The 26,136-nt window shown below is 57.2% G+C and carries 22 protein-coding genes and 5 tRNA genes; 23 read left to right on the forward strand and 4 right to left on the reverse strand.

Going from position 1 to position 26,136, the window contains the following annotated elements; all coding sequences use genetic code 11:
• Positions 1-5: 5 nt before the first annotated feature.
• Positions 6-1,457: a PTS cellobiose/arbutin/salicin transporter subunit IIBC gene (gene ascF, locus AC3WS9_RS05055; protein ID WP_282493063.1), complete on the reverse strand. Its 1,452-nt coding sequence runs from the start codon at positions 1,455-1,457 to the stop codon at positions 6-8.
• 215 nt (positions 1,458-1,672) lie between these two features.
• On the opposite strand from ascF, the gene AC3WS9_RS05060 reads away from it, so the two are divergent.
• The 4 genes from AC3WS9_RS05060 (at position 1,673) to AC3WS9_RS05075 (ending at position 6,621) form a co-directional block, all read left to right on the forward strand.
• Positions 1,673-2,686: a LacI family DNA-binding transcriptional regulator gene (locus tag AC3WS9_RS05060; protein ID WP_492487069.1), complete on the forward strand. Its 1,014-nt coding sequence runs from the start codon at positions 1,673-1,675 to the stop codon at positions 2,684-2,686.
• A 131-nt stretch (positions 2,687-2,817) separates the two neighbouring features.
• Complete coding sequence (gene hydN / locus AC3WS9_RS05065) at positions 2,818-3,363, forward strand: electron transport protein HydN (protein ID WP_492487071.1); 546 nt, start codon at positions 2,818-2,820, stop codon at positions 3,361-3,363.
• Positions 3,364-3,368: 5 nt separating this feature from the next.
• Positions 3,369-5,591 (forward strand): carbamoyltransferase HypF, encoded by a 2,223-nt coding sequence (gene hypF / locus AC3WS9_RS05070; RefSeq protein ID WP_492487073.1) that lies wholly within the window; start codon positions 3,369-3,371, stop codon positions 5,589-5,591.
• A gap of 1 nt (position 5,592) precedes the next feature.
• On the forward strand, positions 5,593-6,621 hold the full coding sequence (locus AC3WS9_RS05075; protein WP_492487075.1) for a HoxN/HupN/NixA family nickel/cobalt transporter: 1,029 nt from the start codon (positions 5,593-5,595) through the stop codon (positions 6,619-6,621).
• Positions 6,622-6,909: 288 nt separating this feature from the next.
• On the opposite strand, the gene norW is transcribed toward AC3WS9_RS05075, so the two are convergent.
• Together norW and norV are read right to left on the reverse strand one after the other, a co-directional pair.
• The gene (gene norW, locus AC3WS9_RS05080; RefSeq protein WP_492487077.1) at positions 6,910-8,043 is read right to left on the reverse strand and encodes an NADH:flavorubredoxin reductase NorW; all 1,134 of its coding nucleotides are present in this window, start codon (positions 8,041-8,043) and stop codon (positions 6,910-6,912) included.
• On the reverse strand, positions 8,040-9,488 hold the full coding sequence (gene norV / locus AC3WS9_RS05085; RefSeq protein WP_492487079.1) for an anaerobic nitric oxide reductase flavorubredoxin: 1,449 nt from the start codon (positions 9,486-9,488) through the stop codon (positions 8,040-8,042). Before norV ends, norW begins: the two co-directional genes overlap by 4 nt.
• Positions 9,489-9,675: 187 nt before the next feature.
• On the opposite strand from norV, the gene norR reads away from it, so the two are divergent.
• On the forward strand, positions 9,676-11,190 hold the full coding sequence (gene norR, locus AC3WS9_RS05090; protein WP_492487081.1) for a nitric oxide reductase transcriptional regulator NorR: 1,515 nt from the start codon (positions 9,676-9,678) through the stop codon (positions 11,188-11,190).
• Here the strand turns inward: norR and gutQ are convergent.
• The gene (gene gutQ, locus AC3WS9_RS05095; protein WP_492487083.1) at positions 11,187-12,152 is read right to left on the reverse strand and encodes an arabinose-5-phosphate isomerase GutQ; all 966 of its coding nucleotides are present in this window, start codon (positions 12,150-12,152) and stop codon (positions 11,187-11,189) included. The genes norR and gutQ overlap by 4 nt on opposite strands.
• 201 nt (positions 12,153-12,353) lie before the next feature.
• Between gutQ and mltB the strand changes: the two genes are divergently transcribed.
• The 18 genes from mltB (at position 12,354) to luxS (ending at position 26,118) form a co-directional block, all read left to right on the forward strand.
• A complete protein-coding gene (mltB, locus tag AC3WS9_RS05100; RefSeq protein WP_285144868.1) occupies positions 12,354-13,454 on the forward strand; it encodes a lytic murein transglycosylase B in 1,101 nt (366 codons plus the stop codon).
• Between the two features lie 296 nt (positions 13,455-13,750).
• Positions 13,751-14,404 (forward strand): metal ABC transporter ATP-binding protein, encoded by a 654-nt coding sequence (locus AC3WS9_RS05105; RefSeq protein WP_492487085.1) that lies wholly within the window; start codon positions 13,751-13,753, stop codon positions 14,402-14,404.
• A complete protein-coding gene (locus AC3WS9_RS05110; RefSeq protein ID WP_282493074.1) occupies positions 14,401-15,249 on the forward strand; it encodes a metal ABC transporter permease in 849 nt (282 codons plus the stop codon). Before AC3WS9_RS05105 ends, AC3WS9_RS05110 begins: the two co-directional genes overlap by 4 nt.
• A gap of 14 nt (positions 15,250-15,263) precedes the next feature.
• Complete coding sequence (locus tag AC3WS9_RS05115; RefSeq protein ID WP_492487088.1) at positions 15,264-16,142, forward strand: metal ABC transporter substrate-binding protein; 879 nt, start codon at positions 15,264-15,266, stop codon at positions 16,140-16,142.
• Positions 16,143-16,274: 132 nt separating this feature from the next.
• Positions 16,275-16,772, forward strand: a complete 498-nt coding sequence (gene pncC / locus AC3WS9_RS05120) for a nicotinamide-nucleotide amidase (RefSeq protein ID WP_282493079.1) — start codon at positions 16,275-16,277, stop codon at positions 16,770-16,772.
• Between the two features lie 83 nt (positions 16,773-16,855).
• On the forward strand, positions 16,856-17,914 hold the full coding sequence (gene recA, locus AC3WS9_RS05125; RefSeq protein ID WP_282493076.1) for a recombinase RecA: 1,059 nt from the start codon (positions 16,856-16,858) through the stop codon (positions 17,912-17,914).
• Between the two features lie 67 nt (positions 17,915-17,981).
• Positions 17,982-18,482, forward strand: a complete 501-nt coding sequence (recX, locus tag AC3WS9_RS05130) for a recombination regulator RecX (RefSeq protein WP_492487090.1) — start codon at positions 17,982-17,984, stop codon at positions 18,480-18,482.
• 131 nt (positions 18,483-18,613) lie between these two features.
• Positions 18,614-21,241: an alanine--tRNA ligase gene (gene alaS, locus AC3WS9_RS05135; RefSeq protein ID WP_492487092.1), complete on the forward strand. Its 2,628-nt coding sequence runs from the start codon at positions 18,614-18,616 to the stop codon at positions 21,239-21,241.
• Positions 21,242-21,482: 241 nt separating this feature from the next.
• Positions 21,483-21,668: a carbon storage regulator CsrA gene (csrA, locus tag AC3WS9_RS05140; protein ID WP_000906486.1), complete on the forward strand. Its 186-nt coding sequence runs from the start codon at positions 21,483-21,485 to the stop codon at positions 21,666-21,668.
• A 342-nt stretch (positions 21,669-22,010) separates the two neighbouring features.
• Positions 22,011-22,103 (forward strand) — tRNA-Ser (locus AC3WS9_RS05145).
• Positions 22,104-22,107: 4 nt separating this feature from the next.
• Positions 22,108-22,184 (forward strand) — tRNA-Arg (locus AC3WS9_RS05150).
• 64 nt (positions 22,185-22,248) lie between these two features.
• A tRNA-Arg gene (locus tag AC3WS9_RS05155) sits at positions 22,249-22,325 on the forward strand.
• A 65-nt stretch (positions 22,326-22,390) separates the two neighbouring features.
• Positions 22,391-22,467 (forward strand) — tRNA-Arg (locus tag AC3WS9_RS05160).
• Positions 22,468-22,495: 28 nt separating this feature from the next.
• Positions 22,496-22,572: transfer RNA gene (locus tag AC3WS9_RS05165), tRNA-Arg, on the forward strand.
• 257 nt (positions 22,573-22,829) lie between these two features.
• Positions 22,830-23,396 carry a fructose-1-phosphate/6-phosphogluconate phosphatase gene (yqaB, locus tag AC3WS9_RS05170; RefSeq protein ID WP_282492873.1) on the forward strand — a complete coding sequence of 189 codons (567 nt, stop codon included), beginning with the start codon at positions 22,830-22,832 and terminating at the stop codon, positions 23,394-23,396.
• Positions 23,393-23,821, forward strand: a complete 429-nt coding sequence (locus AC3WS9_RS05175; RefSeq protein WP_285144875.1) for a YqaA family protein — start codon at positions 23,393-23,395, stop codon at positions 23,819-23,821. Before yqaB ends, AC3WS9_RS05175 begins: the two co-directional genes overlap by 4 nt.
• Positions 23,822-23,906: 85 nt before the next feature.
• Positions 23,907-25,451: a glutamate--cysteine ligase gene (gene gshA, locus AC3WS9_RS05180; protein WP_285154467.1), complete on the forward strand. Its 1,545-nt coding sequence runs from the start codon at positions 23,907-23,909 to the stop codon at positions 25,449-25,451.
• 151 nt (positions 25,452-25,602) lie between these two features.
• A complete protein-coding gene (gene luxS, locus AC3WS9_RS05185) occupies positions 25,603-26,118 on the forward strand; it encodes an S-ribosylhomocysteine lyase (RefSeq protein WP_100779183.1) in 516 nt (171 codons plus the stop codon).
• Positions 26,119-26,136 lie beyond the last annotated feature (18 nt).

Genomic DNA, 26,136 nt, shown 5'->3' on the forward strand with positions numbered 1-26,136 from the left:
ATTCATCAGGCTCGCGCCTCGTGTGCCGGAACCGGTGCGGTTTGCAGGGCGCGGGCTTTCTCGGCCTCGTCTTCGACCGGGATATCCTCAAAGCCGAGGATCAGGGTCAGAACAAAGGAGAGCACCACGGCCAGGGCCATCACCCCAAACACCCAGACGATGGTCATCGGGTTCGCCGGATCGAAGAACTGGACGCTGGTAAACAGGCCCGGTGCCGCCATGGAGTGGCTGGCAAGTCCCGCCATACCGGCGATCGCGCCGCAGATAAAGCCGCTGATCAGGCTCGCAATCAGTGGGCGTTTCAGGCGAATCGCCACGCCATACAGGGCCGGTTCAGAAATCCCCGCCATGATGGCGGATGCCGCCGCCGCGAGCGCCGTCTGGCGCAGCTCCGGGTTTTTGGTTTTCCACGCCACCGCCAGCGAAGAACCGCCGAGCGACAGGTTCGCGCCGATTTCCGACGGCATGACCATCCCTTCTTTGCCGGTTTCGGCGATAGTCTGGATGATGGTGGGCGTAAAGACGCGGTGCATCCCGGTCATCACCAGCAGCGGCCAGAGCGCGCCCATGATGGCGACGGACAGCCAGCCGAGATAATCGTGCACGGTGTAAACCAGCGCGGAAATCGCGGTGCCAATCCAGATGCCAACAGGACCAATTAACAGGATGGCCAGCGGGGCGGCGATCAGCACGATCAGCATCGGCTTAAGGAAGTTTTTGGTCACCGCCGGGGTGATCTTGTCCACCCAGCGTTCGATGTACGACAGGCACCAGGTCATCACCAGCGCCGGGATCACCGTGTAGGTGTATTTCACGGCGGTGACCGGGATAAAGGCGAACTCCACGTGCTCGCCCTGGGCGGCTTTCGCCATCAGCTCGATAAAGCTCGGATGGACCAGCACGCCCGCGATGGCAATCGCCAGCGACATGTTGGTTTTGAATTTGACGGCGGCAGAGGCGGCCACCATCAGCGGCAGGAAGAAGAACGCGCCGTCGCCGATAACCGTCAGAATGGTGAGCGTCGGTGCGCCTTTGGTCAGCACGCCGGTCATTTCGAGGATCATTGCCAGCAGCTTCACCATCGAACCGCCGATGATCGCCGGGATCAGCGGGGACATGGTGCCGATCAGCGCGTCGAGGATCCCGGCGCCGATGCGGCGCAGGGTCAGTTTTTGCGGGCCTTGCGGCTCAGCAGGACGCATTCCGGCAGGCAGCAGATTCACCACTTCGCGGTACGCCTGAGAAACCGTGTTGCCGATAATCACCTGGCACTGATTGTCGTTGCGCACCACGCCGAGCACGCCGCTGATGCTTTTGAGGGTCGCGCTGTCGATGGCGCTTTCGTCCTGCAGCACAAAGCGCAGGCGCGTCATACAGTGGGTGACGGCGACGATGTTGTCTTTGCCGCCGAGCGCGCTGACAACGTCTTTCGCCAGCGCGGCATAATTTTTGGCCATCGGAAGTGATCCTGTTGTAATTGTGAGAACGTGTAGGAAACCGGTTCCACAAAATCATGATGAGTTTCTTTGTATGAAACAAGATGGTTATTTATGCATTTTTTACATTCGTGATAGCGATCACTTTGAGCATTCAAAAGCGTGAGATACGCGCTGCGACAATTTTCGCGCGGTGCAGTACACTTCGGCGCATCAGTTTTAGACGGAATATTCAGATGACCACGATGCTGGAAGTGGCGAAGCGGGCAGGGGTGTCGAAGGCCACGGTTTCTCGGGTGCTTTCGGGCAATGGCTACGTGAGCCAGGAGACAAAAGACCGGGTTTTTCAGGCGATTGAAGAGAGCGGCTACCGCCCGAATTTACTGGCGCGAAACCTCGCCACCAAACGGACGCAAACCCTGGGGCTGGTGGTCACCAACACCCTGTATCACGGCGTCTATTTCAGCGAACTGCTATTCCACGCGGCGCGCATGACGGAAGAAAAAGGCCGCCAGCTGATTCTGGCGGACGGGAAGCACAGCGCCGACGAAGAGCGCGAGGCGATCCAGTATCTGCTCGACATGCGCTGCGATGCGATCATCATCTATCCGCGCTTTTTAAGCGTCGATGAGATGGATGAGATTATTGAAAAGCAGGAGCAGCCGATCATGGTACTGAACCGTCGCCTGCGCAAAAACAGCAGCCACTGCGTGTGGTCCGATCATAAGGCCTCGTGCCAGGACGCGGTGTCGCAGCTGATTGCGATGGGCCATCGGGATATCGCCTTTATCACCGGTTCGCTGGATTCCCCGACCGGTATCGAACGTCTTTCCGGCTACAAAGAGGCGCTGTTACAGCACTACATTCCCCTGCGCGACGAATTGCAGGTCGAGGGGAAATGGACCCCGGAGAGCGGGGCGGCGGGCGTTGCCACGCTGCTTGAACGCAACGCGAAATTTACCGCACTGGTCGCCAGCAATGACGATATGGCGATCGGCGCGCTGAAACAGCTGCATGACAGCGGGATCGCCACGCCGGGCGAGGTGTCGGTGGTTGGGTTTGATGACGTAGCTATCGCGCCGTACATTGTGCCGTCGCTTTCCAGCGTGCGCATTCCGGTGACGGAGATGATCAAAGAGACCATCAGCCGCCTGATTTTTATGCTCGATGGCGGTGAGTTCAACTATCAGCAGGCCTTCCCCGGCGAGCTGATCCTGCGTGATTCGGTTGCCACTCATATTCCCGTCTGACGTCGACAGATGTCATCGTCACTCGTGTCGATGACATCAGGAGTCGCTGATTAAGTTCAGTGAAATCAGGGTATTAAAATGTGGCACGTTTTATGTATGTTTTGCCGCATAACTTAATGCTGGAGAAGCAGATGAACCGTTTTATTATGGCGGATGCCAGTAAATGTATTGGCTGTCGTACCTGTGAAGTGGCGTGCGTTGTGTCCCATCAGGCGCAGCAGGATTGCGCCTCTCTGACCCCGGAATCTTTCCTGCCGCGTATTCATGTCATCAAGGGCGTGAATATCTCAACGGCGGCGATTTGCCGCCAGTGCGAAGACGCGCCCTGCGCCAACGTCTGTCCTAACGGTGCCATCAGCCGTGAAAACGGTTTTGTGCAGGTCATGCAGCAGCGCTGCATCGGGTGTAAAACCTGCGTGGTGGCCTGTCCGTATGGCGCGATGGAAGTGGTGGTGCGTCCGGTTGTGCGCAACAGCGGCGCGGGCCTGAGCGTGCGGGCCGATAAAGCCGAAGCCAACAAATGCGACCTGTGTAACCACCGCGAAAGCGGCCCGGCGTGCATTGAAGCCTGCCCGACGCACGCCCTGGTCTGCGTCGATCGCAACAAGCTGGAACAGATGAGCGCCGAGAAGCGCCGCCGCGCGGCGTTCGACACTTCGTCATCCATGCTGTTTTAATCATTATGTGCCGTAACGGCGTGCAGTTGCGGGTGCGCGGCAAAGTGCAGGGGGTGGGTTTCCGCCCCTTTGTCTGGCAGCTGGCGAATCAGCTCGGTCTTCGCGGTGACGTCTGTAACGATGGCGAAGGCGTGCTGGTGCGCCTGGCAGACGAGGCGACGGCGTTTCAACAAAGGCTGTTGCTCGACTGCCCACCGCTGGCGCGTATCGACAGCGTAGAAGCACAGCCGTTTGTCTGGCCGCAGATACCTGCCGAATTCACCATTCGCCACAGCGCGGGCGGGGCGATGGCGACGCAAATTGTCCCGGATGCCGCGACCTGCCCGGCGTGTCTCGCTGAAATGCGCGATCCGCGCGAGCGCCGCTATCGCTATCCCTTCATCAACTGCACCCACTGCGGCCCGCGTTTTACCATCATTCGCGCCATGCCCTACGACCGGCCTGATACGGCGATGGCCGCTTTTCCGCTGTGTGCGCCGTGCGATCGTGAATACCGCAATCCGGCGGACCGCCGTTTTCACGCCCAGCCGGTGGCGTGCCCGGACTGCGGGCCGGAGCTGGAGTGGCGCGCCGGTGACACTCGTCTCATACGTGATGACGCCTTAGCGGCTGCTGTTGCGATGCTGAAAAGCGGCGCAATCGTGGCGATCAAAGGCCTCGGCGGTTTTCATCTGGCGTGCGACGCAAATAATGAACTGGCGGTGGCGCGCCTGCGCGAGCGAAAACATCGTCCGACGAAACCGCTGGCGGTGATGCTCCCTCACGCCGATGGACTGCCCGCCTCCGTCAGGGAGCGTTTACTTTCTCCCGCCGCGCCCATTGTGCTGATGGCGAAAAACGCGTTGCCCGGTCTGCCGCACAATATCGCGCCGGATCTCGAGTGCATTGGCGTGATGCTGGCCTCCAACCCGCTGCAACATCTGCTGATGGACGACTGCGCCTGCCCGCTGGTGATGACCTCCGGCAATCTGAGCGGTAAGCCGCCTGCCATTAGCAACGCACAGGCGCTGGAGGAACTGGGCGAACTCGCCGACGGATTCCTGCTGCATAACCGCGACATCCTGCAGCGCATGGATGATTCGGTGATGGACGCGCAGGGCGCGATGCTGCGCCGCGCGCGCGGTTTCGTTCCTGACGCCATTGCGCTGCCCGAAGGGTTTGAAGGCATTCCACCGATGCTGTGCCTCGGCGCGGAGATGAAAAACACCTTTTGTCTGGTGCGCGGCGGGCAGGCGGTGCTGAGTCAGCATTTTGGCGATCTGAGTGACGACGGCGTCGAACGCCAGTGGCGTGGGGCGCTGGCGGTTATTCAGCAAATGTATGATTTCCAGCCGGAACGCGTGGTGTGTGATGCTCATCCGGGCTACCGTTCTGCGCAGTGGGCCGAAGCGCTGGCGCTGCCGAAAGAGACGGTACTGCATCACCATGCTCACGCGGCGGCGTGTCTGGCCGAAAACGGCTGGCCGCGCAACGGCGGCGATGTGATTGCCCTGACGCTCGACGGGATCGGGATGGGCGAGAACGGTGCGCTGTGGGGCGGCGAGTGCCTGCGGGTGAATTACCTTGAGTGCGAACACCTTGGCGGGCTGCCTGCCGTGGCGCTGCCGGGCGGTGACCTGGCGGCGATCGAACCCTGGCGCAATCTGCTGGCGCAGTGTCTGGCGTTTGTCCCGGACTGGCAGGCTCGACCTGAAACGCACGCCGTGCAGGCACACAGCTGGCCCCTGCTGGCGACGGCGGTGGCGCGGGGGATTAACGCCCCGCTGGCTTCTTCCTGCGGACGACTGTTTGACGCCGTGGCCTGTGCGCTTGGCATTGCGCCCGACAGGCAAAGCTACGAAGGCGAAGCTGCCTGTCAGCTTGAAGCCCTCGCGGCGACCTGTTCCGGAGTTAATCATCCGGTCACGCTGGCGGTGGAAGATATGCCTACATTCTGGCGTCAGTGGCTCGACTGGCAGGCGACGCCCGCCGAACGCGCGTGGGCTTTCCATGACGCGCTGGCGCAAGGGCTGGCAGACCTGATGGTCCATCACGCCAGACGCCTGGGTATTTCGACGCTCTGCTTCAGCGGCGGCGTGCTGCACAACCGGCTGCTGCGCGCGCGTCTGCAATATTATCTCTCTGACTTTACGCTCCTTTTCCCTGGGCAATTGCCCGCGGGCGACGGGGCGATTTCGTTCGGACAGGCGGCGGTGGCTGCTGCCCGAACGCTCGCACACAGGAACTGACATGCTTCGACGCCTTTACAACGAACCGCTGCTACTGATTTTGCTGGCGGCTAATCTGCTCGCCTGGGGCTGGGCCTGGCACACCTTCAGCGGGAGTACCACGCTGATGGCGGCGAGCCTGCTGGCGTGGTGCTACGGCCTGCGCCACGCGGTCGACGCCGATCATATCGCCGCGATTGATACGGTAACGCGCAAGCTGATGCAGCAGGGTAAGCGCCCGTCCGGCGTGGGGGCGTGGTTTTCGCTCGGGCACTCGACCATCGTGGTGCTGGCCTCGGTAGCGATTGCCGCCACGGCGACGGCGTTTCAAAAGAACATGAGCTGGTTTCACGAGACCGGCAGCCTGATCGGCACCGCCGTTTCCGCCACCTTTTTACTGGCGATGGCGCTGGTGAATATGGTGATTTTGCGCGGCGTCTGGCGCAGCTTTCAGGCGCTGAAAAAAGGTCAGACGGTCGATGCCGAACCCGTCACGCAGGGCGGGGTGATGAGCTGGCTGTTTGGTGCGACGTTCCGCCTGGTAAGCAAAAGCTGGCAAATGTATCTGGTCGGTTTTCTGTTTGGCCTCGGGTTTGATACCGCCACCGAAATCGGCGTGCTGGGTATTTCGGCCGCCAGCGCCTCGAACGGCATGTCGGTGTGGTCGATTATGATTTTCCCGGCCCTGTTTGCCAGCGGGATGGCACTGGTGGATACCCTCGATAATTTACTGATGATTGGCGCCTACGGCTGGGCATTCAATAAACCGCAGCGCAAGCTTTATTACAATATGACCATCACCGGCACGTCGGTGGTGGTGGCGTTATTTATTGGCGGACTGGAAGCGCTGGGCCTTTTAATGGATAAATTTGCATTAAGCGGCGGTATTTGGGACGCGGTGGGCGCCATTAATAATAATCTCGGTGATGCCGGGTTTATTGTTATCGGTTTGTTTATTATCTGTTGGTGTCTCTCGATGCTCAACTATCGCTGGCGCGGGTATGACGCGCTGGGGCTGCCTGAAGGGGCTAATCACTATTTAAAAAAATAATCTAAACATAAATTGCTTTTTATTATCTATTTCAATTAAATTACGCCTGATAATCAATTTATCAAAATTATAAAATATATATGGTTCGAGGGGGTGAATAACACGCATTTATATATTCATTTCTTTCGTTCTATGTATTCATATAAATAATAAAAAAGGGACTGATGGCGATGATTTATCTTCTTTGTATTTACCTTGTGAATAGAATGCGCAAAAAAATACCCCGTAAAAACGGGGTAGCGGAGAATAAAATCCTAAGGTTAAGTAAACGTGGCAGAGGGCTAAGGGTTAAACGGGCAGCGACTTCAGCAGAGCGAAAGCCTCCTTCATCCGATCTTCGCTAACCACAAAGGCGCGCAGCTGGCCGGTGTTATCAATGCCTTTTGCGACCATCCCCTGTGGTTCAATCGCCATGTGCCAGTTGAGATCCTGGCGCTGCGCCTCTCCCGCGAGATGCAGGGGCAGTTCCGGCGTTTTGACTTTCACCAGCATCGCGGGCAGTTTCAGCGGTGCGCCTGCTCCCAACAAATTTTTCGCCAGATACATCGCGCTTAACTGAATCGGCTGCAGGAACGGCAGGACCTGGCCGTTGATTTCCGCGCAGTCGCCGAGGGCATAAATGTCGGGCTGCGACGTTTGCAGATAGCTGTCTACCTTCACACCGCGGTGAATGTCCGCTCCGGCTCGCTGCGCCAGCGCCGTTTCCGGGCGCAGACCCGTTGCGGCGATGACCACGTCCACCTCAACGCTGCGGTTGCCGTCCAGCGTGACGCGAATACCATTATCGGTTTTCGTCAGGCTCTGGAGCTGAGATTTCAGAAGCCCGTGCACACCCATCTCCGTCAGCCGGTGCTGTAAGCGACTGCTTACTTCCGCTGGCATCAGGGCCGACAGAATGCTGGCCGCGTGATCGACCAGAGTGACCGCTTTCCCGGCGCGGCAAAAATCCATCGCCAGTTCGGTGCCAATCAGGCCGCCGCCGACAATCATCACTCGCTGCGCGTCACAAAGCTGGGTTTCACAGGCCTGATACTCCTGCTGGCTGTTCAGCGTCAGCATCAATTCGCGACCTTGAACGGGAGGCACAAAGGCAGACGCGCCTGTCGCCAGCACCAGTTTGTCGTACTGCCACTGCTGGTCTTTGCTCTTCACCACACGGGCGCTGGCGTCGATGTCCGTCACCCGGGTATGCGGGAACAGGTGCAGGTTAAACTGTTCGGCGAACTCGCCTGCCGTCTGGCGGGTGAGGTCGTCGGCGCGCTGATTCTGGCTGATGACATGGCTCAAATCAGGTTTGTTGTACTCGTCCATGCTGTCGGCGGCAATCAGCGTCAGCGGGACGTTCGCGTCCTGTTTACGAATATTTTTCACCAGCTGGCGGGCGGCAAAGCCCGAGCCGACGATCACAATGCCGTGGCTCATTTTGCCTCCGTTGCCAGTTCGTCGAAGACGTCTTTACCGAGGGAACATTCCGGGCACAGGAAGTTGTCCGGCACGTCGCGCCACGGAGTGCCTGGGGCGACATCCTGCAAAGGCTCGCCGAGAGCAGGATCGTAAATCCACTGGCAGACGCTGCACTGCATGCAAGGGCCGAGATCGGAGGCCGCCGCCGCAGCGCAGGCGCAATCGTCTTTCTGTTCAGGTGCTTTTGGGGCCGATTCCGGCAGCGGAGCGAGCGCCCACTGACGTGCGATATCGCGGCCGTGCTGACGGCAAATTTCCAGCGCGTCGATGTCCGGACGCCACTTCGCTTTCAGGCTCATCGACATTTCGAAACCGGCATCCTGAAGACGGGTAGAGAGACGGTCCACTGCGCCGCCGCTCCAGCCGTGGGAGCCAAAGGCGCTGGCGCGTTTGTTGCGAAAACGCAGGCCGGTCATCTCTTCGACCAGACCGGCGATTTTCGGCATCATCACGTTATTCATGGTGGAGGTGCCGACCAGCACGCCTTTCGAGCGGAAGACGTTGGTCAGGATTTCATTCTTATCGCTGCGCGCCACGTTGAAGATTTTCACCGCCACGTTCGGGTCGACTTCGTTGATGCCCTGGGCAATGGCGTCCGCCATCATGCGGGTGTTGTTGGACATGGTGTCGTAGAACAGGGTGATACGATCTTCCTGATAATCCGCCGCCCATTTCAGATACAGCTCCACGATTTGCGTTGGGTTTTCGCGCCAGACCACGCCGTGCGAGGTCGCAATCATATCGACCGGCAGATTGAAGCCGAGGATTTCGGTGATTTTTGGCGTCACCAGGCGGCTGAACGGGGTCAGGATATTGGCGTAGTAGCGCTGGCACTGCTCGAATAGCTCGGTCTGATCCACTTCGTCGTTAAACAGGCGTTCGTCGCAGTAGTGCTGACCGAAGGCGTCGTTACTGAACAGCACCGCGTCGCCGGTCATGTAGGTCATCATGCTGTCGGGCCAGTGCAGCATCGGGGTTTCGACGAAGATCAGCTGCTTGCCGTTACCAATGTCCAGCGCATCGCCGGTTTTGACGGTGTGGAAATTCCATTCCGGGTGGTGATGGTGGCCGTTAATCGAATCGATGGCGTTGGTGGTGCAGTAGATTGGCGTGTGCGGAATATAAGACATCAGCTCGGTCAGCGCACCCGCGTGGTCCTCTTCCGCATGGTTAATCACGATGTAATCAATGTCATTCAGATCGATTTCGCTGCGCAGGTTTTGCACGAACTCGCGGCTGAATTTGTGATCGACGGTATCGATCAGCACGTTTTTGCCTTCACGGATCAGATAGCTGTTATAGCTGCTGCCGCGCAGCGTTTTGTATTCGGTCCCGTGAAAATCACGCACTTCCCAGTCACGTTGGCCAACCCAATGAATGTTATTTTTAACCAGAATAGACATAGCAACCTCAAATTAAGACGGTGTTGTTCAATAAGATGATTTGGCTATATCAAGTTACGTGCCAGTTTTTTAAGTTATTAATTTAAAATGGTTTTATAAAAAATCACTCGCAAGAGGTAGTCGATATGACTATGCGATTTATCGTCAATATGACAGTATGCATTGTCAAAATGACCGCGAGGCGCAAATGAGCTTTTCCGTAGAGGTGCTGGCGAAGATCGCCATTGAATTACAGACCGGTATCGGCCATCAGGACCGCTTCCAGCGGCTGATCTCCACCCTGCGCCACGTGCTGGATTGCGACGCCTCGGCGCTGCTGCGCTACGAAGGGCGGCAGTTCATTCCGCTGGCGATCGACGGGCTGGCGCAGGACGTACTGGGACGGCGCTTTACGCTTGAAGGCCATCCACGTCTCGAAACCATTGCCCGCGCGGGCGACGTGGTGCGTTTCCCGGCGGACAGCGATCTGCCCGATCCCTACGACGGTTTAATTCCTGGTCAGGAGAGTCTGAAAGTCCACGCCTGCATCGGCCTGCCGCTGTTCGCCGGGCAAAACCTGATTGGTGCCCTGACCCTCGACGGGCTTCAGCCCGATCAGTTCGATTCTTTTAGCGACGAAGAGTTACGCCTGATTGCCGCTCTGGCCGCCGGAGCGCTGAACAACGCGCTGCTGATTGAACAGCTGGAGAGCCAGAACATTTTGCCGGGCAGCCCGGCGGCGTTTGAGCAGGTGGCGCACACGGAGATGATCGGCCTGTCGGCGGGCATGATGCAGTTGAAAAAAGAGATCGATATCGTGGCGGCGTCCGATTTGAACGTTTTAATCAGCGGGGAAACCGGCACCGGGAAAGAGCTGGTGGCGAAGGCGATTCACGAAGGCTCGCCGCGGGCGGTCAATCCGCTGGTCTATCTGAACTGCGCCGCGCTGCCGGAGAGCGTGGCGGAGAGCGAACTGTTTGGCCACGTGAAAGGGGCGTTTACCGGGGCGATCAGCAACCGCAGCGGCAAGTTCGAGATGGCCGATAACGGCACGCTGTTCCTCGATGAAATCGGTGAGCTGTCGCTGGCACTGCAGGCCAAGCTGCTGCGCGTGTTGCAGTACGGCGATATTCAGCGCGTCGGCGATGACCGCAGCCTGCGTGTGGACGTGCGTGTACTGGCGGCGACGAACCGCGATCTGCGCGAAGAGGTGCTGGCCGGGAATTTCCGCGCCGATCTGTTCCATCGCTTAAGCGTGTTTCCGCTTTCGGTTCCGCCGCTGCGCGAGCGCGGTGAAGATGTGGTCCTGCTGGCGGGCTATTTTTGCGAGCAGTGTCGGCTAAAAATGGGACTCTCCCGCGTGGTGCTCAGCCCCGGCGCGCGCCGCCATCTCCTGAGCTACGGCTGGCCGGGGAATGTGCGCGAGCTGGAACATGCCATCCACCGTGCGGTGGTGCTGGCGCGCGCGGCGCGGGCCGGGGATGAAGTGGTGATCCACGCCCGGCATTTTGCCCTGCATGACGAGGCGGTGCCTGTCGCGGTGGCGGACGCGCCCGCGATAACCGCTGAAAACCTGCGTGAGGCGACGGAAGCTTTCCAGCGTCAGATGATCACCCGCGCGCTGGAGCAGAATAATCGCAGCTGGGCGGCCAGCGCCCGGGCGTTAGAGACAGACGTCGCCAACCTGCATCGGCTGGCGAAACGTCTTGGGCTGAAGGGTTAGATAATTCCGGCCTGATAGAAATCCTGCAGGTTGATCGCCCCGCACAGCTTGCCGCTGTCGTCCACCACCGGCGCGGCGGTGATTTTGCGCTTCATCAGGATCTCTTTGGCTTCGATGGCGCGGCTTTCGGCGTTGAGCGTCAGGCCGCCGGTGGTCATGGCATCGCTGACGATGGCTTCCAGTTTGCCGCCGCCGACCAGCCAGCGACGCAGGTCGCCGTCGGTAAAGACCCCTTTGACCAGCCCGTTCTCATCGCACACGGCGACTAACCCCAGGCCGGTGCGGCTCAGTTCGAGCATCGCGTCCATCACGCTGGTGGTGAGTTTCACCTGCGGGATGGCGTCGTCGGTGCGCATCAGATGATGCACTTTATTCAGCAACCGCGCGCCCAGCGCACCCGCCGGATGCGAGCGGGCAAAATCTTCTTCGTTAAAGCCGCGCGCCTGCATTACCGCCATCGCCAGCGCATCGCCCATCATCAGGGTGTTGACGGTGCTGGAGGTCGGGGCGAGATGCATCGGGCAGGCTTCGCGTTCCACAGAAATATCCAGCGTGGCTTTGGCGGCCAGCGCCAGCGGTGAGCGTGATTTTCCGGTCATCGCCAGCAGGGCGACCGATTTTTCCTGCAGGCGCGGAATGATTAAATCGAGCTCTTTCGCCGAGCCGGAGTAGGAGATAAACAGCATCACGTCGCGGCTTTCAATCATCCCCAGATCGCCATGCAGCGCTTCGGCCGGATGGACAAAGAAGGCGGGGGTGCCGGTGCTGGCGAGGGTGGCGGCAATTTTCTTGCCGATATGGCCGGACTTCCCGATGCCTGCGACAATCACTTTGCCTTCGCAATGGATGATGGTATTGGCCGCGCGGACAAAATCCTCGCCCAGCCTTTCCGGCAGTCGGCTGGCTTCCTGAAGCTCCAGCATTAACGTCTGACGGCCTGTGTTTAGCAGAAAATCACTCATCTTTCTCTCCGGTTAGCGTTCCTTTCTCTTCCTGTCTGCGCGGAACAAACAGAAGGGCAGCGCCCATGATAGTGCATTCGAAAGGTCAGAATCTTAAGGAATGACAAAAGTTTTGCGAAGGGTCGCAGAACCGCTTCCTTGAGGCATTGAGGATGCTTTACCATACTTGCCACTTATCGAATTCGTTTAAATGGATGTCTCATGGTCAAGCGTCGTTACGCAGCGCTCCTACCCGCGCTGATTATGCTTGCTGCCTGTAGCAGCAAACCGAAAACAGAGGAAGTTCAACAGACGGCGGGCACCCCATCGGGTGGTTTTCTCCTCGAGCCGCAGCACAACATGATGCAGATGGGCGGGGATTTCGCGAACAACGCGGCCGCCGAGCAGTTCATCGATAAGATGGTGAACAAACATGGGTTCAACAAACAGCAGCTGCACGAGATTCTGTCTCAGGCGAAGCGTCTGGACTACGTGCTGCGTTTGATGGATCGCCAGGCTCCGACGGCGCAGGTGCCGACCGGGCCAAACGGCGCGTGGCTGCGCTATCGCAAACAGTTTATCACCCCGGACAACGTGCAAAACGGCGTGGCGTTCTGGAATCAGTATGAAGATGCCCTGACGCGCGCGTGGCAGGTGTACGGCGTGCCGCCGGAAATTATCGTCGGGATTATCGGCGTCGAAACCCGCTGGGGCCGCGTGATGGGCAAAACCCGCATTCTTGATGCGCTGGCGACGCTCTCCTTTAACTATCCGCGTCGTGCGGAATACTTCCAGTCTGAGCTGGAAACCTTCCTGCTGATGGCGCGCGACGAGCAGGACGATCCGCTCGATCTGAAAGGCTCCTTTGCAGGCGCGATGGGCTACGGCCAGTTTATGCCGTCCTCCTATAAAGAGTATGCGGTCGACTTTAACGGCGACGGGCACATCAACCTGTGGGATCCGGTGGATGCCATCGGCAGCGTGGCGAACTACTTCAAAGCGCACGGCTGGGTGAAGGGCGATCCGGTGGCGGTGCAGGCGAACGGCCAGGCGCCAGGGCTGGAGAATGGCTTCAAAACCAACTACAGCGTGTCGCAGCTGGCGGCGGCAGGTTTAACGCCGATGCAATCGCTGGGTAATCATCAGACGGCCAGCCTGCTGCGTCTGGATATCGGTACCGGCTATCAGTACTGGTACGGTCTGCCAAACTTCTACACCATCACCCGCTACAACCACAGCACGCACTACGCGATGGCCGTGTGGCAGCTCGGTCAGGCGGTCTCGCTGGCACGCGTTCCGGGGACGTCGCCGTTTAGTCAGTAGTTTGCTTTGAGATTGCCGGGTGGCGGCTACGCCTTACCCGGCCTACGACGGTTTTGTAGGCCCGGTAAGCGAAGCGCCACCGGGCAATATACTTCTCCGCACAGAAACATTTCGCCACACTCCCTCTTTTTGACTCGCGTTTACATCCGCATCGCATTTGATTATTGTTATGTTATAACATTTATTGGCGATGCAACGATGTCTCTCTTTTCTCTTTCCGCGCTCAACCGGCTGTGGCTGGCGGCCATTCTGATTGTGCTCATTGGCCTGGCGGTGCGCTGGGCGGTGGTTCTTCCATGATTGAACTGCAAAACCTGGTGGCGGGATACGACCGCCAGCCGGTGACTCAGGCGCTCAACGGCGTCATCGAGCGCGGCAGCATGACGGCGATTGTCGGGGCCAACGGCTGTGGCAAATCGACGCTGCTCAAAACCCTGGCGGGATTTATTCCGCCGGTCAGCGGGGGATTCCGCTGGCGCGAAAAACGCCCGACGATCGGCTGGCTGGCGCAGCGTCACTCCCTGGAAGCGCAGTTCCCGCTGACCGTACAGGACGTGGTGAGCATGGGCTGCTGGCCGAAAATCTCCCTGCTGAAGGCGTATCGCCGCGAAACCCGGCTCAGGATCGCCGAAGCGCTTGAACGCGTCGGTCTTGAGGATCTTGCAAATTCCACCATCGACGAACTCTCGGGCGGTCAGTTTCAGCGCATGCTTTTCGCCCGCGTACTGGTGCAGAACGCGCCGCTGGTGATGCTGGACGAGCCTTTTACCGGCGTCGATGAAGCGACCTGTAACGTGCTGATGGAGCTGATGCTGGACATGTATCTGAGCGGGCAGACGGTGCTGGCGGTATTACACGACAGCGAACGCGTGTCGCGCCATTTCCCGCAGACGTTGCGCCTCGATACGGCGACGCCTCATTGGGGCACTGAGCGGGTGAGAGTCGCATGATCTGGCATATTTTCTTCCAGCCGTTCATCGAATACGGCTTTATGCGCCGCGCGCTGGTGGTGTGCCTGGCGCTCTCCGTCAGCACTACGATGCTTGGCGTTTTCTTACTGCTCCGGCGCATGAGTCTGATGGGCGATGCGCTGTCGCACGCCATTTTACCGGGCGTGGCGGTGGGGTATCTGGTCAGCGGAATGTCTTTACTGGCGATGAGTCTTGGCGGGTTCATCGCCGGGATCGTCGTGGCGCTGGTGGCAGGCCTGGTCAGTCGACGCACGCCCCTGAAAGAGGACGCCAGCTTTGCCGGGCTGTATCTGGGCTCGCTGGCACTCGGCGTCACGCTGGTTTCCCTGCGCGGGTCGAACGTCGATCTGCTCCATCTGCTTTTTGGCTCGATTCTGGCGGTGGATAACGATGCGGCGCTGTTCGTGGCGGGCGTCTGCGGCCTGACCTTAATGCTGCTGGCGCTGTTTTACCGGGGGCTGGTCACGGAGGCTTTTGATACCGCTTGGCTGCAGGTTAATTCCCGACGGCTTCCCGCGCTGTTGCACGGTTTGTTCCTGGCATTGCTGGTGCTGAACCTGGTCGCCGGATTCCAGGTGCTCGGCACGCTGATGGCGGTAGGGCTGATGATGCTCCCCGCCGTGGCCGCACGCTGCTGGATGCGTACTCTGCCGGGACTGCTGCTGATGGCGGGCGTCAGCGGCGTGTTCTGCGCCTGGCTCGGATTGAGCCTGTCGTGGGCGGCGAGCTTGCCTGCCGGGCCCTCCATCGTGCTGACCGCAAGCGCATGGTTCTTTATTTCGGTTTTATGTGGCTCGCGCAGCAGGCTGCGCGCGCTTTTTTAACGCAAGGGGAAAAGATGAAGAAGACAGGAATAATGATGGCGCTCGCGCTGGGGCTGATGTCTCACGGCGCGCTGGCAAAAACGCTGAACGTGGTGACCAGTTTTTCGATTTTGGGAGACATCACCCAGGAAGTGGGCGGCGATCATGTGAAGGTCACCACGCTGGTGGGACCGGACGGCGATCCGCATACCTTTGAGCCATCGCCGAAAGACAGCGCCGCGTTAAGCAAGGCAGATGTGGTGGTGGTCAACGGACTCGGGCTGGAAGGGTGGCTGGATCGTCTGGTGAAAGCCTCGGGCTTTAAAGGCACGCTGGTCGTCGCATCAGCCGGGGTCAAAACACATACCCTGGAGGAAGACGGCAAAACCGTGACCGATCCGCACGCCTGGAACAGCGCCGCCAATGGGGCGTTATACGCGCAAAATATTCTGGCGGGTCTGGTCAAGGCTGACCCGCAAGAAAAAGCGGCGCTGGAGGCTACAGGTAAACCTTACATTGCGCAGCTGACACAGCTCGACAGCTGGGCGAAATCGCGCTTTAGTGCTATCCCGCAGGAGAAACGTAAAGTGCTCACCAGCCATGACGCTTTCGGCTATTTCAGCCGCGCCTACGGCGTGACCTTTATGGCACCACAAGGGCTGTCATCCGAGAGCGAGGCCAGCGCCGCACAGGTGGCTGAGATCATCAATCAGATTAAGGCCGACGGCGTTAAAACCTGGTTTATGGAAAACCAGCTCGATCCGCGTCTGGTGAAGCAAATTGCCAGTGCGACGGGCGCGCAGCCGGGCGGGGAACTCTATCCTGAAGCGCTCTCCGCCAAAGGCGGCGCGGCGGACACCTACGTGAACGCCTTTCGCCACAACGTGAATACCCTCGCCGACAGCATGAAGTAATCCGCTTTTCAAAGCCGATGCGACCGCGTCGGCTTTTTTCTGAAGCCTCCTCGTAAAACCGGAACCTCATCCCCATATCCCATGAGAAAGTGCTATCTTGTGCTGCATGTTTTTCAGGAGCCTGAAGCGATGATGACTGACCATGAATTGATGCAGCTGAGCGAAGTTGTCGGGCTGGCGTTGAAGCAGCGCGGCGCGACCTTAACGACGGCAGAATCCTGCACCGGCGGCTGGGTGGCAAAAGTGATTACGGACATCGCGGGGAGCTCCGCCTGGTTCGAACGCAGTTTTGTCACCTACAGTAACGAAGCCAAAGCCCAGATGATTGGCGTGCGTGAATCGACGCTCGAACAGCACGGCGCGGTGAGCGAACCGGTCGTGGTGGAGATGGCGATAGGCGCGCTCAAAGCCGCGCGTGCGGATTACGCGATCTCCATCAGCGGCATCGCCGGGCCGGATGGCGGCAGCGATGTGAAACCGGTTGGCACCGTCTGGTTTGGTTTTGCGACCTCGCAGGGGCAGGGCGTCACCTTCCGCGAATGCTTCAGCGGTGACCGCGAAAGCGTGCGCCGACAGGCGACGGAATACGCGTTAAAAACGCTCTGGCAACAATTTCTACAAAACACTTGATACTGTATGACCATACAGTATAATTGCACCAACAGAACAGAATTCACTATCCGGCGCAGTTCCCCGGCATGACAGGAGTAATAATGGCTATCGACGAAAACAAACAGAAAGCGTTGGCGGCAGCACTCGGCCAGATTGAAAAGCAATTTGGTAAAGGCTCCATCATGCGCCTGGGTGAAGACCGTTCCATGGACGTGGAAACTATCTCCACCGGTTCGCTTTCTCTGGATATCGCACTGGGCGCGGGCGGCCTGCCAATGGGCCGTATCGTAGAAATCTACGGGCCGGAATCTTCGGGTAAAACAACCCTGACGCTGCAGGTGATTGCCGCCGCACAGCGCGAAGGTAAAACCTGTGCGTTCATCGACGCCGAGCACGCGCTGGACCCGGTCTATGCCCGTAAACTGGGTGTTGATATCGACAACCTGCTCTGTTCTCAGCCGGATACCGGTGAGCAGGCGCTGGAAATCTGTGACGCCCTGGCGCGTTCAGGTGCAGTCGATGTGCTGGTTGTCGACTCCGTTGCGGCGCTGACGCCAAAAGCGGAAATCGAAGGCGAAATCGGTGACTCTCACATGGGCCTCGCGGCACGTATGATGAGCCAGGCGATGCGTAAGCTGGCCGGTAACCTGAAACAATCTAATACTCTTCTGATTTTCATCAACCAGATCCGTATGAAGATTGGTGTGATGTTCGGTAACCCAGAAACCACCACCGGTGGTAACGCGCTGAAGTTCTACGCTTCTGTTCGTCTGGATATCCGTCGCATCGGCGCGGTGAAAGAGGGCGATAACGTCATCGGTAGCGAAACCCGCGTGAAGGTGGTGAAGAACAAAATCGCCGCACCGTTCAAGCAGGCTGAGTTCCAGATCCTCTACGGCGAAGGCATCAACTTCTTCGGCGAGCTGGTTGACCTGGGCGTGAAAGAGAAGCTGATTGAAAAAGCGGGTGCCTGGTACAGCTACAACGGCGACAAAATCGGTCAGGGTAAAGCGAATGCTATCTCCTGGCTGAAAGAAAACCCGGCAGCAGCGAAAGAAATTGAGAAGAAAGTGCGCGAACTGCTTCTCAATAATCAGGACTCTAAGCCTGACTTCGTTGTCGACAGTGCTGACGTTGAAGAAACCAAAGAAGATTTCTAACCACTTCTTCTAAAAACAAGGGCTGCGATTGCGGCCCTTTTTGCATTTGTAAAACAGCAGGTTTGTTATGAGCGAAAACACCCCGCGTCGCCCTGCCTACGCGCGTTTACTGGATCGCGCAGTGCGCATTCTGGCGGTGCGTGACCACAGCGAACAGGAGCTACGGCGTAAACTCGCGGCACCCGTGATGGGGAAAAACGGACCGGAAGCGATCGACGCAACAGTGGAAGATTACGACCGCGTTGTCGCCTGGTGCTACGAATATCGCTATCTCGATGACAGTCGTTTTGTCACCCGCTTTATCGCCAGCCGCAGCCGCAAGGGCTACGGTCCGGCCAGGATCCGTCAGGAACTCAACCAAAAAGGTATCCCTCGTGAGGCCACCGAACAGGCGATGCGTGAATGCGACATTGACTGGTGTGAACAGGCCCGCGAGCAGGCCGTGCGCAAGTACGGTGAACCCCTTTCGCGCGAATTTTCAGAAAAAGTCAAAATCCAGCGATTTTTGTTGTACCGCGGCTTCCTGATGGAAGATATTCAGGATATATGGCGTAATTTTGCCGATTGAGCGCATGCGGGATTTTACTTCCCTTGCAAGAAAACTTATCTTATTCCCACTTTTTCCAGTAGTCAGTCCGTCCGGGCATCAACAGAGACAGGCTGGCTGCGACATTTCGTTAGCTTGATTTCAGGATAATTATGAGCAAGAGCACCGCTGAGATCCGTCAGGCGTTTCTCGACTTTTTCCATAGTAAGGGACACCAGGTTGTTGCCAGCAGCTCCCTGGTACCGAACAATGACCCGACTCTTCTGTTTACCAACGCCGGGATGAACCAGTTCAAGGATGTTTTCCTTGGTCTCGACAAGCGTAATTATTCCCGCGCCACAACGTCACAGCGTTGCGTGCGTGCGGGCGGTAAACACAACGATCTGGAAAACGTCGGCTACACCGCACGTCACCATACTTTCTTCGAGATGCTGGGCAACTTCAGCTTCGGCGACTACTTCAAACACGACGCCATTCAATACGCGTGGGAACTGCTGACCGGTGAAAACTGGTTCAACCTGCCGAAAGAGCGTCTGTGGGTAACTGTCTACGAAACCGATGATGAAGCTTACGAAATCTGGGAAAAAGAAGTCGGTATCCCGCGTGAGCGCATTATTCGCATCGGCGACAACAAAGGCGCGCCTTACGCGTCTGACAACTTCTGGCAGATGGGTGACACCGGTCCTTGTGGTCCGTGTACCGAGATCTTCTACGATCACGGCGACCACATCTGGGGCGGCCCTCCGGGAACCGCAGAAGAGGACGGCGATCGCTACATTGAGATCTGGAACATCGTCTTCATGCAGTTCAACCGTCAGATTGACGGCACCATGGAACCGCTGCCGAAGCCGTCTGTCGATACCGGTATGGGTCTGGAGCGTATCGCGGCTGTTCTGCAGCATGTTAACTCCAACTACGACATCGATCTGTTCAGCACCCTGATCAAATCCGTGGCGGAAGTGACCGGTGCGACCGATCTGAGCAACAAATCCCTGCGCGTTATCGCGGACCATATTCGTTCTTGTGCGTTCCTGATTGCCGACGGTGTTATCCCATCGAATGAGAACCGTGGCTACGTGCTGCGTCGTATCATTCGTCGTGCGATCCGTCACGGCAACATGCTGGGCGCGAAAGACACCTTCTTCTATAAGCTGGTGGGGCCACTGGTTGGCGTCATGGGCGCAGCGGGCGACGAACTGAAACGCCAGCAGGCGCAGGTTGAACAGGTTCTGAAAACCGAAGAAGAGCAGTTTGCGCGTACCCTTGAGCGCGGTCTGGCTCTGCTCGACGAAGAGCTGTCTAAGCTGACCGGCGATACGCTGGATGGTGACACCGCATTCCGTCTGTACGACACCTACGGCTTCCCGGTCGACCTGACCGCGGACGTGTGCCGTGAGCGCAACATTAAAGTTGACGAAGCAGGCTTTGAAGCCGCAATGGAAGAGCAGCGCCGCCGTGCGCGTGAATCCAGCGGTTTCGGCGCAGACTACAACGCGATGATCCGCGTTGACAGCGCGTCTGAATTCCAGGGTTACGATCATCTGGAACTGACCGGCAAAGTGACCGCGCTGTTTGTTGACGGCAAAGCCGTGGACAGCATCAGCGCAGGCCAGGAAGCGGTTGTGGTTCTGGACAAAACGCCGTTCTACGCGGAATCGGGCGGCCAGGTGGGCGATAAAGGCGCACTGAAAGGTAACGACTTTGCCTTTACCGTCACCGATACTCAGAAATACGGCCAGGCAATTGGTCACGTCGGCAAACTGGCTTCAGGCTCCCTGAAAGTCGGCGCTGGCGTAAAAGCTGAAGTGGATGAAGCTCGCCGCGCGCGCATTCGTCTGAACCACTCTGCCACGCACCTGATGCACGCCGCTCTGCGCGATGTACTGGGTACACACGTTGCTCAGAAAGGTTCTCTGGTCAATGACAAAGTGCTGCGCTTTGACTTCTCCCATTTCGAAGCGATGAAACCGTCTGAAATCCGCGCGGTGGAAGACATGGTCAACGCTCAGATTCGTCGTAACCTGCCTATCGAGACCCACATCATGGATCTGGAAGCAGCGAAAGCGAAAGGGGCGATGGCGCTGTTCGGCGAGAAATACGACGAGCGCGTTCGCGTGCTGAGCATGGGTGATTTCTCTACCGAACTGTGCGGCGGTACTCACGCCTCGCGTACGGGTGATATCGGCCTGTTCCGTATCCTGTCTGAATCAGGTACTGCGGCGGGTGTGCGTCGTATCGAAGCCGTAACCGGCGAAGGTGCGATGGCGAGTCTGCACGCAGAAAGCGATCAGCTGCACGACATTGCGCAGCTGCTGAAGGGCGACAGCCACAACCTGGGCGAGAAAGTGCGTAGCGCGCTGGAACGTACCCGTCAGCTGGAAAAAGAGCTGCAGCAGCTGAAAGAGCAGGCTGCGGTGCAGGAGAGTGCAAACCTCTCCAGCAAAGCGGTTGAAATTAAAGGTGTTAAACTGCTGGTCAGCGAACTGGCAGGCGTTGAGCCTAAGATGCTTCGCACCATGGTTGATGATCTTAAGAACCAGCTCGGTTCCACGGTTATCGTCCTGGCGACAGCGGCAGAAGGTAAGGTTTCTCTGATTGCGGGCGTCTCTAAGGATGTGACGGATCGCGTGAAAGCAGGGGAATTGATTGGCATGGTCGCCCAGCAGGTGGGCGGCAAAGGTGGTGGTCGTCCAGACATGGCGCAAGCCGGTGGTACGGACGTGGCAGCACTTCCAGCAGCATTGGCCAGCGTTGAAAGCTGGGTAAGCGCTAAACTGTAATAATTACAAAGCGTAAACAGACGCCATAACTTCAGGGTTATGGCGTTCTTATCACTACGCTATCGCTAACGATAAAGTCAGGTTGAGTTTGTGTATATCGGCTAAACTTACGTTTAACAGAATGTGATGCCGTGACTGCTTACACATTACGTGTTTGTCATCGCTTACTTTTTGGCGTTATATGATGGATAATGCCGGGATACAAGAGACCCGACTCTTTTAATCTTTCAAGGAGCAAAGAATGCTGATTCTGACTCGTCGAGTTGGTGAGACCCTCATGATTGGGGATGAGGTCACCGTGACAGTTTTAGGGGTGAAGGGTAACCAGGTACGTATTGGTGTGAACGCCCCTAAAGAAGTCTCTGTCCATCGTGAAGAGATCTACCAGCGTATCCAGGCTGAAAAATCCCAGCAGTCCAGTTACTGATATTATCGCGTCTCGCCGCCCGGCGAGACGCAACCCTCTCGATATTCTTCCTGCATAAAGTTACCGTTCGATTTCATTCCTTCTGTTTTTTGTCACTCTCCAGACCTTATCTCGCCCAAAGTCCGCAATTTAGCCTGAGGATTTCTGTGCTGATGCCCGCAAAATCCGTTTATAAAACACCCTCTTTGCAGCTTTTACATGCGAATTGAGTGTGATTTGTGCAAACGATAAAAGCTTGTGGAAAATTGTTTGACTTATAAGTCCCAGAAAGTAATATATGCGCCACGCAGCGACGAGAAGCTCTTAACGAGTTACTCGAAGCACTCGAAAGAGGCGTTGTGTGGTGAGGTGGCCGAGAGGCTGAAGGCGCTCCCCTGCTAAGGGAGTATGCGGTCAAAAGCTGCATCCGGGGTTCGAATCCCCGCCTCACCGCCATTTTGCATCCGTAGCTCAGCTGGATAGAGTACTCGGCTACGAACCGAGCGGTCGGAGGTTCGAATCCTCCCGGATGCACCATCATTCTCAGTGTTGCGGCTTGTTGAGTGACATTGAATCAGCAGTAAAAGCAGTACCCCCTGATGCATCCGTAGCTCAGCTGGATAGAGTACTCGGCTACGAACCGAGCGGTCGGAGGTTCGAATCCTCCCGGATGCACCATCTATTACCTCGTATTGCTTTCGAAGTGATATGACGTATCAAGCAGTAAAATAGTAAATCCCGATGCATCCGTAGCTCAGCTGGATAGAGTACTCGGCTACGAACCGAGCGGTCGGAGGTTCGAATCCTCCCGGATGCACCATTTACTATGTCAATAGCAGTACCCTGATGCATCCGTAGCTCAGCTGGATAGAGTACTCGGCTACGAACCGAGCGGTCGGAGGTTCGAATCCTCCCGGATGCACCATATTCTCCGAGATAACAGTAATACTGTTGTTTCAAGGTCTGCGAGATAATCGCGAGCACCAGGGAGGATAACGTTGCTTCAGCAACGGCCCGTAGGGCGAGGCGCAGCCGAATAATCCTCCCGGATGCACCATCTCTTCTTAGTATTCCCCCATAGTTCAATTACCCATCATCCTCTTTGTATTACAACCAGAATCAGCGACAAAAATCCTCGTTTACGATAAAGTAATATCTTGTTAATCGTTTGGCGAGAGCACGATGTACGCACAGTATGACGGTCTGATCTTCGACATGGATGGCACCATCCTGGACACCGAACCCACACATCGTAAAGCCTGGAATGATGTTCTTGGTCGTTATGGCATGACGTTCGACTTACAGGCCATGGTCGCGCTCAATGGCTCACCCACCTGGCGAATCGCTCAGGCGGTGATTGAACTGAACCACGCCGATCTCGATCCCCATCTGCTTGCCCGTGAAAAAACCGACGCTGTCAAAGCCATGCTGTTAGACACCGTAACCCCTTTACCGCTGATTGAGGTGGTCAAAGCGTGGCACGGTCGTCGCCCGATGTCCGTCGGTACGGGCAGTGAAAGCGCGGTGGCCGAAGCGCTGCTCAATCATCTGGGTCTGCGCCACTATTTCTCTGCGGTTGTCGCTGCCGATCATGTTCAAAACCACAAACCTGCACCGGACACCTTTCTGCTTTGCGCACAGCTGATGGGCGTCCCGGCGAATAAGTGCGTGGTGTTTGAAGATGCCGACTTTGGCATTCAGGCCGCACAGGCTGCCGGAATGGATGCTGTGGATGTTCGCCTGCTGTGAGTGACCTGCTGTCACTTGCTTCTTTATTTGCCAGCAGTTTTTTAAGTGCCACACTTTTACCGGGTAACTCGGAAGTGGTGCTGGTCGCGATGCTGTTATCTGGCGTCAGTCAGCCCTGGTTGCTGGTAGTAATAGCAACAATGGGTAATAGCCTTGGAGGGCTGACTAACGTTATTCTTGGGCGTTTCTTTCCGCTGCGTGAAAAATCACGCTGGCAGGAAAAGGCAGCAGGCTGGCTTAAACGCTATGGTGCTGTCACGCTGTTACTAAGCTGGATGCCTGTTATAGGCGATTTGCTGTGTCTGCTGGCGGGATGGATGCGCATCTCCTGGGGACCGGTGCTCTTTTTTTTATGCCTTGGCAAGGCGTTGCGCTATGTCCTCGTGGCACTCGTAACACTGCAGGGCATGACGTGGTGGCACTAATTGGTGGAATGAAAAAGCGACCTTCAATCGTCAACCATTACAATTTATGCTGGATAACTCTTATTTTGACAGGCGGGAGGTCAATTTGATCCCGGACGTATCACAGGCGCTGGCCTGGCTGGAAAAACACCCTCAGGCTCTGAAGGGCATTCAGCGTGGGCTTGAGCGCGAAACACTGCGCGTAAACGAAGATGGCAGCCTGGCAACCACAGGCCATCCTGAAGCGTTAGGTTCTGCGCTGACACATAAATGGATCACAACCGATTTTGCCGAAGCGCTGCTTGAGTTCATTACGCCCGTCGACGGCGATATTGACCACATGCTGACGCTGATGCGCGACGTGCACCGCTTTACCGCCCGTCAACTGGGCGATGAGCGCATGTGGCCGCTGAGCATGCCTTGCTACATTGAGCAGGGGCAGGACATTGAGCTGGCGCAATACGGCACCTCGAACATTGGTCGCCTGAAAACGCTCTATCGCGAAGGGCTGAAAAACCGCTACGGCGCGCTGATGCAGACCATCTCCGGCGTGCACTACAACTTCTCGCTGCCGATGGCATTCTGGCAGGCGAAGTGCGGCGAAACGGATAAAGAGTCGATCTCGGCGGGCTATTTCCGTCTGATCCGCAACTACTACCGTTTTGGCTGGGTGATCCCGTACCTGTTTGGTGCTTCGCCTGCGATTTGCTCCTCGTTCCTGCAGGGCAAACCGACCACGCTGCCGTTTGAGAAGACCGATTGCGGCATGTATTACCTGCCGTACGCCACCTCTCTGCGCCTGAGCGACCTCGGTTATACCAATAAGTCGCAAAGCAATCTCGGAATTACGTTTAACGAATTGCACGAATATGTGGCAGGCTTGAAGCGAGCGATCAAAACGCCGTCGGAAGAGTACGAGAAAATCGGCCTCGAAAAAGACGGCAAGCGCCTGCAGATCAACAGCAACGTGCTGCAGATTGAAAACGAGCTGTATGCGCCGATCCGCCCGAAACGCGTGACGCGCAGCGGCGAAGCGCCGTCGGATGCGCTGGAGCGCGGCGGCATTGAGTACATTGAAGTACGCTCGCTGGATATTAACCCGTTCTCGCCAATTGGCGTCGACGAGCAGCAGGTGCGTTTCCTCGACCTGTTTATGGTCTGGTGTGTGCTGGCGGATGCGCCAGAGATGAGTTCTGACGAACTGCTTTGTACGCGCACCAACTGGAATCGTGTGATTCTGGAAGGGCGCAAGCCTGGCCTGACGCTCGGCATCGGTTGTGAAACGGCGCAGTTCCCGCTGGCGAAAGTCGGCAAAGATCTGTTCCGCGATCTCAAACGTGTGGCGCAGACGATGGACAGCGTGTACGGCGGCGAGGAGTATCAGAAGGTGTGCGATCAGCTGGTCGAATCTTTTGATAACCCGGAGCTGACGTTCTCAGCGCGCATTCTGCGTTCTATGATTGATCAAGGTATCGGTGGAACCGGCCGTTCGCTTGCCGCGCAGTATCGCGACATGCTGCAGCAGGAGCCGCTGGAAGTCTTAAGCGAAGAGGATTTCGTGGCAGAGCGCGAGGCATCAGTGGTGCGTCAGCGTGAAGTGGAAGCTGCGGATACCGAATCGTTTGATGAGTTTCTGGCGAAGAACGCCTGACAGAAAAGAAATGGCCACATCGCTGTGGCCAAAATATACATCTCTGAAATCAGGGATGATGATAACAAATGCGCGTCTTTCATATACTCAGACGCGCAGGGAAACAAAGAGTTCATTTTATTTTAAAAATAATCACTATCGGAGGTGACGTATGCCGTTATTAGATAGCTTCACAGTCGACCACACCCGTATGGAAGCACCTGCTGTCCGTGTTGCGAAGACCATGCATACCCCGCACGGCGACACAATCACCGTATTCGACCTGCGTTTCTGCGTGCCGAACAAAGAAGTGATGCCAGAAAAAGGTATTCACACCCTGGAGCACCTGTTCGCCGGTTTCATGCGCGATCACCTGAACGGTAACGGCGTGGAAATCATCGATATCTCCCCGATGGGCTGCCGTACCGGTTTCTACATGAGCCTGATTGGTCAGCCAGATGAAACGCGCGTGGCGGATGCCTGGAAAGCGGCGATGGCCGACGTGCTGAAAGTGAAAGAGCAGAACCAGATCCCTGAGCTGAACATCTACCAGTGCGGCACTTATCAGATGCACTCTCTGGAAGAGGCACAGGAGATCGCGCGTCACATCATCGATCGTGACGTTCGCGTGAACAGCAACGAAGAGCTGGCGCTGCCGAAAGAAACGCTGCAGGAACTGCACATCTAGCAGGGTGCCAGCCATGCC

The organism is Lelliottia sp. EB106-05-01-XG201, from assembly GCF_058791735.1.